The following is a 6,997-nucleotide window of genomic DNA, read 5'->3' as shown; positions in this document are numbered from 1 at the left end:
AGCCGGTGGGTGCCGGACAGCACCGGCGCCGAACCGCCGTCGCGCCGCCGCCGGGTGTACGGCGCGGCCGTGGACCAACTGTGCTCGAAGACCCGGGTGAAGAGCTGGGCGAGCAGTCCGCCGTCGATCACCACACTGCGGCGCAGCCCCTCGACCTGCGACCGGGTGACCACCTTCTCCCGGTCGACGATGACCAGCCGCAGCGGCAGCGACTCCGCCGTCCGGATCTCCGCGCCGGCCTCCTGGAGCGCGTTCACGTACTCGACGACCGCCGGGCTCCCCAGCGCGGAGGCCGGCGCCACCAGCCGGTAGTGGACGCCCCGGCGCAGCAGCTCGACGTCCTCGCGGATGCACGGGTGCAGCGCTTCCCGCTCGGTGGTGGTGGGCAGCATCACCGCCACCTCCGACCGGCTGGACGCATGCAACTCTCCCAACCGGTGCACCAGTTGATCCCGTGACTCGACCACCTCGACCGCCGGACCCTCCCCCGCGGGGGCCGGAGTGGCGAGGAAGCCGTCGGTGAGGTCGGAGATCAGGTCCTGGGCGCGGGCGACCTCGGCCAGCCGCTCCTGCTGATCGGCGACCAAACGTCTCAGTACGCTCTGCGGCGTGGCCGGCGGCGCTCCCCGGTCCCGGTCGAGGAGGCCGTGGCCGGCCAGCCAGCCGACGGCCTCCCCGACCTCCTCGGTCCCGGCACCGAGGTCCCGGGCGACGGCCCGGGCGAGGTCCTCCGGGCCTCCGCCGACGCCCTCGGTGCGAAGAAGTGAGAGGTAGACACGGTACGCAAAGCGCGGGTCGATCCCGATCGCCGCCGTCATCGCCTTGAACTCCAGCCGTAGGTCCGGATCGTGAGCAGCAAGGTGGTCCCGAGCCCTCAGTGCCTGTGGCTCGGCTGGCGAGACTACTTGAAGTAATTGACCGGTCAAGGGCGCCCGGGTTGAACACCTGGGTCACGTCGCCGGACCCGCCTTCCGTGGCGGACGGTGCCCGGGCCCTTACACTGGCGGCCCGCCGCGGCATCGGCGGCCGCCCCGCCAGCCCCCTTCCCGAGGAGCCCGCCGGTGCACTCCTGGCTGTCCGAACGCCGCCGCGCGGCCGTGAGCCTGCTGGTCGCCGCCGTCGCGGCGGCCGTGCTCGTGCTGCTGCTCGCGCTCCACGAGGGCCCGGCGTTGCTCTCCGGGGCGGATGTCGCCGTCCTGGTGCTGTTCGCCTATCTGTCGGCCTATCTGACCGCCACCCTGGTGGCCTTCACCGGTGCCTCGCCGGAGCGGATCCGGGACTGGGCGCGGCGCTCCGAGCGCGGCACTGTCCTGCAGCGCTACCTGCTCGGCAGCGCCCCGGGGCCGGGGGTGTCGGTCTCCGTCGCGGCGGCCGCGCTGGTGGTGTCCCTGGTCTGGCGCCCCGGCCATCTGGGGTCGGCGCTCCTGGTCGGTGTCCGGGTGGCGATCGCGCTCGCGCTGGTCGTCGAGGCGTGGGTGTGCGTGCTCGTCTCGTTCGCCGTCGCCTTCCACGCCGACAACCTGGTGGAGGACGAACGGGCGCTGGAGTTCCCGGGCAGCGGAACCGCCACCGAGGGCGGGTCCGCCGTCTGGGCCGACTACATGTACTTCGCCGTGTCCGTCATGACGACCTTCGGCACCACCGACGTCAACGTGACCTCCCGGGAGATGCGGCGCACGGTCGCGGCCAACGCCGTCATCGCCTTCGTCTTCAACACGGTGACGGTGGCGAGCCTGGTGTCGGCCCTGGACCGGGGCTGAGCGGCGGCCCGGTGCCGAGGGACGGCCCCGCCCCGACACCGCCCGATGCTCCAACACGCTCACCCCCGTCGGAAGTCTCCCCGACGGCCGCCGGGGCGCACCAGTCCCCGGCGGCTCCTGGCGGGCACCGGTGCCCGGCCGGCCGTCAGCGCCCCCAATGGCTCCGGAGCCGGGCCAGGTACTGCCCGGGATCGGCGAAGGCGCGGTCCTGCGCGCCGTGCCGGTGGAGGTCGAGCCGGCCGTCCGGGTGCAGGCGGACGGTGGTGGTGGCGGCCCTGCGTGGCCCGTCGGGGTCGTCGGGGTCGTCGTCGGGGACGGGGGAGCGGAGGACGGGCACACCGGGCGGGAACATCGCGAGGGCCTCGGCCGACCCGGGCGCCGGGTCGTGGCCGGTCCGGTTGGCGCTGCTGACGTACAGCACCGGGAAGTCGTCCAGGAGGCCGGCCAGCGGCTGCCAGCGGGCGCCGAACAGCAGCGTCCAGCCGTTCTTGGTGGCCGGTGCCAGCCAGGGCGGCGCCTCCTCGGGGCGACGTACCGGCGCGAGCACGGTGAGGTGCTCCTCGGCGAGCAGCCGCCGGGCCAGCCGCAGCGCGTCCGGGCCGAGGTCGAGCCGCTCCGTCAGGGCGTCCAGGGTCCGCGGGTGGTGGGCCCAGAGCGCGACGGCCTGCTCCGCCGGGCGCTGCTTGGCGGTGTTGACGGCGTCGGGCCGGGTGGCGGCGACGACGCAGGTCAGCGGGGCGGGGTTGGGCAGCACCACGGCCCGCCCCCGGGCCAGGGCGGCGCGGACGGCCGCGAGCTCGGACAGTCGGCGGGCGGGGGGCGTCGGCGTCACGGGGTGTCCTCGGTGGTGGTGGCGGCGGCGGTGGTGCGGGCGAGGCCGTCCAGGTAGGCGGCGAACAGTTCGTCGTCGACGACGGCCCGGCCGGTGCGGAACGCCCGGCGCTTCACCCAGGCCGTGGCCGCGCGGGCCCCGGCGGCGTCCAGCCGGTGGCCGAGCCGCTCGGCGACCGCCGTGACGACCCGGGTGCTGGCCAACTGGGTGAGCACGATCCGGGGTTCGACCCCGAGCAGGGCCGTCGGGTCGTAGGGCTGGAACAGTCGGGGGTCGACGAAGGGTGTGCCGGTGGAGATGGTGGCGACCCCGGTGCCGACCACCGGGGTGGTCACCGTCAGCGGTACCCCGGTCTGCTCCGAGACCAGGGCGGCGATACGCGGCAGCCGGGTGAGGTCCGGTGCCCGCCACCACAGTTCGGCGGCGCGCCCGTCGGCACCGAGCAGGGCCGCTGCGCGCTCCGGGTCGTGGGCGAGCAGGAACAGCAGCTGCTCGGTGGCGACCAGGCCGGAGCGCTCGGCCAGGCCGAGCCACGAACTGGCCACCACCCGGGCGCCGTTGCGCACGGCCTGGACGGTGTTGGCGAGCCCGAGACCGAGGTCGTTGTGCAGGTGCGAGCCCAGTAACACCCCGGGACCGGCCGAGGCGGCCACCCGCTCGAACATCTCGGCTGTCTCGCCGGGGAGTTGGCGCCCGACGGTGTCGGCGAGGAGTACCGTGCCGGCCCCGGCGGCGGTGAACCCGCCCGCCGCTTCGGCCATCAGGCCGTGGTCGGCCCGGGAGGCGTCGGCCAGGCACAGGTCGATCGCGACGCCCTCGTCCAGGTCGCGCACCGTCTTCACCAGGTCGGTGCCGTGCGCGAGCGCCTCGCGGGCGCCCCGGTGCGTCATCACCCGGGCCATCGCCTCGGAGGCCGGGACGACCGCCAGCACCCGGGCGTGCGCGACGCCGCGCACCGAGGCGACCGCCTGCCGGACGTCGGCCTCGGTGCCCCGGCAGACGGCCGCGGCCGAAACCTGCCCCTCGGTCTCGACGGCGACCTGGCGCACCGCCTCGAACTCCTCGGCGCACACGGCGGGGAATCCGGCGGCGAACACCACGTGGCGCGGCCCGTCCGCGCCGAACACCGCGCCGTGCTCCCGGGCGAGCCGCACCCGGAAGCCGCCCGGCATCAAGGTCTTGGCCTGCGCGCCGTCGCGCGCCGACTCCTCCCACACCACCAGGCGTCCGGCCGCCGCCGACTCCCGCACGATGTCCCGCATCGGTGATCCCCTCTCGTCCGGACCGCACCCTGTGCCGGGCGCTCGTGGGGCGCGGACGGCGGCTCTTCGCACGCCTGCGCGCGCTCCCGGAAGCCATGGTCGACGCCCCATCAGGAGGGATGCAGCAGAACATCTGATGGAACGTCAAAGTTCCTGGTTCTCCTGCGAACTTCCATAAGACCCCTTTAAGATCCCCTTACCAACGGCGGCTTTCCGCCATACACGACTCTCATCCGAGGTCGGGGCGGCAGGCCCAACTCCACCATGAGAGCAGGGATGAGAACGACACGTGCACAGGAACCGGGCGCCGTACGCGGCCCGGAGCGACGGCGGCAGGGAGTGCCCGGCCGCCGGACCGTCGGCGGAGCGGTGGCGCTGGCCGTCGGCATCGGCGCGGTCTCGCTGGTGGCCGCGCCGGAGGCCTTCCCGCAGCCGGGCGACGGCACCGTGACGGTCCGCGTGGTGCGGGCCGTGGACACCACCGGGGTGTGGACGCCCGCACTGGAACCCGGGCTGGCCGGCGTCAAGGTGACCCTCACCGACGACGCCGGCGCGAGCATCGAGGGCACCACGGCGGCCGACGGCACGGTGACGCTGGCGCCGGCCGCGGCCAAGCCGACCGGCGGCAAGTACCGCGTCCAGGTGGTGAATCCGAAACCCGGCAAGCTCTACCCGGCCTTCGCCTCCCGGCAGGGCCTGACCGGCGCGCCCAACCAGCTGAGCAGTAACGAGGAGTTCGTCGACCTCTCGGGCGGCAGGAACGTCTCCTACACCACCGGGCTGTGGAGCCCCGGCGACTACTGCCAGAAGAACGCCCCGCTGGTCTCGGCCTGCCAGCCCACCACGCGTGAGGGCGGGACGCAGCGCACGCTGCTGTCCTTCCCGTACAGCGCGCGCGGCCAGGAGGGCGTGGACGTCAACGCCACCGACCTCGCCACCAACGCCGACACCGGCACCCTGTTCGGCATCGCCTGGAACCGGGCGGACCGCCGGCTGTTCTCCTCCGCCGTCGCCAAGCGCACCACGGACTACGGCCCCGGCGGCGCGGGCGCGATCTACGTGACCGACCCGGTCACGAAGACCACGAAGCTCTTCACCACCGTCCCGAACGCCGGCGCGACCGCCCACGGCGGCGGCACCGACGACGGCTTCCTGGCGGTGCCGGGCAAGGAGAGTCTCGGCGGCATCAAGGTCACCGACGACGGCAAGGACCTCTTCGTCGTCAATCTCAACGACCGCAAGCTCTACCGCTACGACGCCACCGGGCCCACGGCGGCCGCACCGAAGGCCAGTTACCCGATCCCCGACCCCGGTTGCCCGGCGGCCGTGGACTGGCGGCCGTTCGGCCTCGGCCTCCAGGACGGCACCGGCTACCTCGGCGGCGTCTGCTCCGGCGAGTCGACCGGCAAGGTCGCCGACCTGCGCGCGGTCGTGCTGCCGTTCGACCTCGGCACCGGCGCCTTCGCGGCGGCGGTGCTGAAGCAGCCGCTGGACTACCCGCGCGAGAGCACCGTCGGCGGCGGCCCCTGCGACGGGGCGGGCTGGTTCCCGTGGACCAACACCTATCCGACCTCGCAGAACGGCAACCCCTGCGGTGCCAGCACCATCGCCAACCCCGAACCGGAGTTGGGCGAGATCGCCTTCGAGACCGACGGCTCGATGCTGCTGTCCTTCCGGGACCGCTTCGGCGACCGCGCCCCGGCCGGCCCCACGCCGGGCTCCATCTCCGTCGTGATGTCGGGCGGTGACCTCAACAAGGCCTGCCCGGTCAACGGCAGCTACGTGATGGACACCAACAACGGCTGCGGGCTGTCCCCCCGGGGAATCCGCTTCTTCGACACCAGCTGGGGCGGCCACCGCAACACGGCCTTCGCCGGCATGGCCTTCTCCAAGGTCGAGAACACCATCGCGACCTCCGCCTTCGACCCCAACCACACCGCCTTCGGCTACGGCACCTCCTTCCTCCAGCGGAACGGCGAGCAGGACCCGAAGTTCGGCCTGCGGCTCAACCCGCCGGGGGCGGCGGCGCCGTTCGGCAAGGGCGCCTCGATGGGCGACCTCGAGGTGCTCTGCGACCAGGCCCCGCTCCAGATCGGCAACCGGGTCTGGTACGACCCCGAGCGCTCCGGCCTCCAACTGCCGGGCCAGCGCCCGGTTCCGGGGGCGACGGTCAACCTGTACGACGAGTCGGGGAAGCTCGTCGGCACCACGAAGACCACCGCGCGCGGCGAGTACTACTTCGACGACTCCAACGTCACCGGCGGCCTCAAGCCGCGCACCAAGTACACCGTCAAGCTCGACAACCCGGCCGACTACGCCAAGGACGGCCCCCTGTACCAGTGGGTGCCCACCACCGCGGACGTCGGCGACAACCACTTCATCGACTCCAAGGGCGTCGTTCCGGCGGGCGGGCAGTACGTCGAACGGGCCCTGACCACCGGCGGACCGGGCGAGAACGACCACACCTACGACTTCGGGTTCCGGCAGCAGGAGGGCGCGCTGCGCCTGGTCAAGCACGACCAGGACGGCAAGCCGCTGGCGGGCGCGAAGTTCCGGCTGTGGAAGGACACCAACGGCACCGACGGGCTGCAGAGCACCGGCGACAAGCCCGACACGGCGGTGGGCGACCCGTGCACGACCGGGGCCGACGGCATCTGCCAGGGCGCCGGCACGGTCGGGACGTACTACTGGCAGGAGACCAGCCCGCCGGACGGCTACTCCGCGCCGGAGGTGACGGTGTTCGGCCCGCTGAAGCTGACCGCCGACAACCTCACCGACGGGGTCTCGGTGACGGCCGTCAACAAGCTGATCCCGACGCCCACGCCCACGCCCACCCCGACACCCACGCCCACTCCGACCCCGACCCCGACGCCCACCCCGACGGCGACGCCCACCCCGACGGACACGCCGACCCCGGCGCCGACCGTGGTGACGCCGCCCGCGACCTGGCCGCCGGCACAGCCGGGCCCGGCCGCGCCGCAGCCCGCCCCGCCGGCCCCCGGATCGCACCTGCCCAGCACCGGTGCGAGCGAGGGCATCCCGGTGATGCTGGCCGGCGCGGGAACGCTGACGCTGCTCGGCGCGGCGCTCCTGCTGCTGTCCCGCCGACGCCGGGCGCGGCACCAGTAGTAGCGGTACAGCCC

Annotated in this window: 5 protein-coding genes; 2 read left to right on the top strand and 3 right to left on the bottom strand. The window is 73.9% G+C overall.

The window, feature by feature from the left end; translation table 11 throughout:
• Positions 1-818 (bottom strand): hypothetical protein (locus VR45_RS38220; protein ID WP_045944555.1); only part of this gene is annotated, 818 nt, incomplete at its 3' end.
• Between the two features lie 243 nt (positions 819-1,061).
• Between VR45_RS38220 and VR45_RS38215 the strand changes: the two genes are divergently transcribed.
• Positions 1,062-1,760: a DUF1345 domain-containing protein gene (locus VR45_RS38215; RefSeq protein ID WP_045944554.1), complete on the top strand. Its 699-nt coding sequence runs from the start codon at positions 1,062-1,064 to the stop codon at positions 1,758-1,760.
• Between the two features lie 145 nt (positions 1,761-1,905).
• Here the strand turns inward: VR45_RS38215 and VR45_RS38210 are convergent, their stop codons facing one another.
• Together VR45_RS38210 and VR45_RS38205 are read right to left on the bottom strand one after the other, a co-directional pair.
• A complete protein-coding gene (locus tag VR45_RS38210; protein ID WP_045944553.1) occupies positions 1,906-2,592 on the bottom strand; it encodes a hypothetical protein in 687 nt (228 codons plus the stop codon).
• Positions 2,589-3,854 (bottom strand): 2-isopropylmalate synthase, encoded by a 1,266-nt coding sequence (locus VR45_RS38205; RefSeq protein ID WP_045944552.1) that lies wholly within the window; start codon positions 3,852-3,854, stop codon positions 2,589-2,591. The genes VR45_RS38210 and VR45_RS38205 overlap by 4 nt, the downstream gene beginning before the upstream one ends.
• Before the next feature lie 276 nt (positions 3,855-4,130).
• Between VR45_RS38205 and VR45_RS38200 the strand changes: the two genes are divergently transcribed.
• A complete protein-coding gene (locus VR45_RS38200; protein WP_078897412.1) occupies positions 4,131-6,983 on the top strand; it encodes an SdrD B-like domain-containing protein in 2,853 nt (950 codons plus the stop codon).
• Positions 6,984-6,997: the final 14 nt, after the last annotated feature.

The organism is Streptomyces sp. NRRL S-495, from assembly GCF_000966955.1.
Lineage (GTDB): Bacteria > Actinomycetota > Actinomycetes > Streptomycetales > Streptomycetaceae > Kitasatospora > Kitasatospora purpeofusca.
Note: the sequence above shows the minus strand (reverse complement) of the source record. Positions and strands in the feature narration are given on the sequence as shown.

What these genes read in the sequence shown, in the direction of transcription:
- VR45_RS38205 (WP_045944552.1), bottom strand. Translation starts at nt 3,854, where the DNA reads ATGCGGGACATCGTGCGGGAGTCGGCGGCGGCCGGACGCCTGGTGGTG.
- VR45_RS38200 (WP_078897412.1), top strand. Translation starts at nt 4,131, where the DNA reads ATGAGAACGACACGTGCACAGGAACCGGGCGCCGTACGCGGCCCGGAG.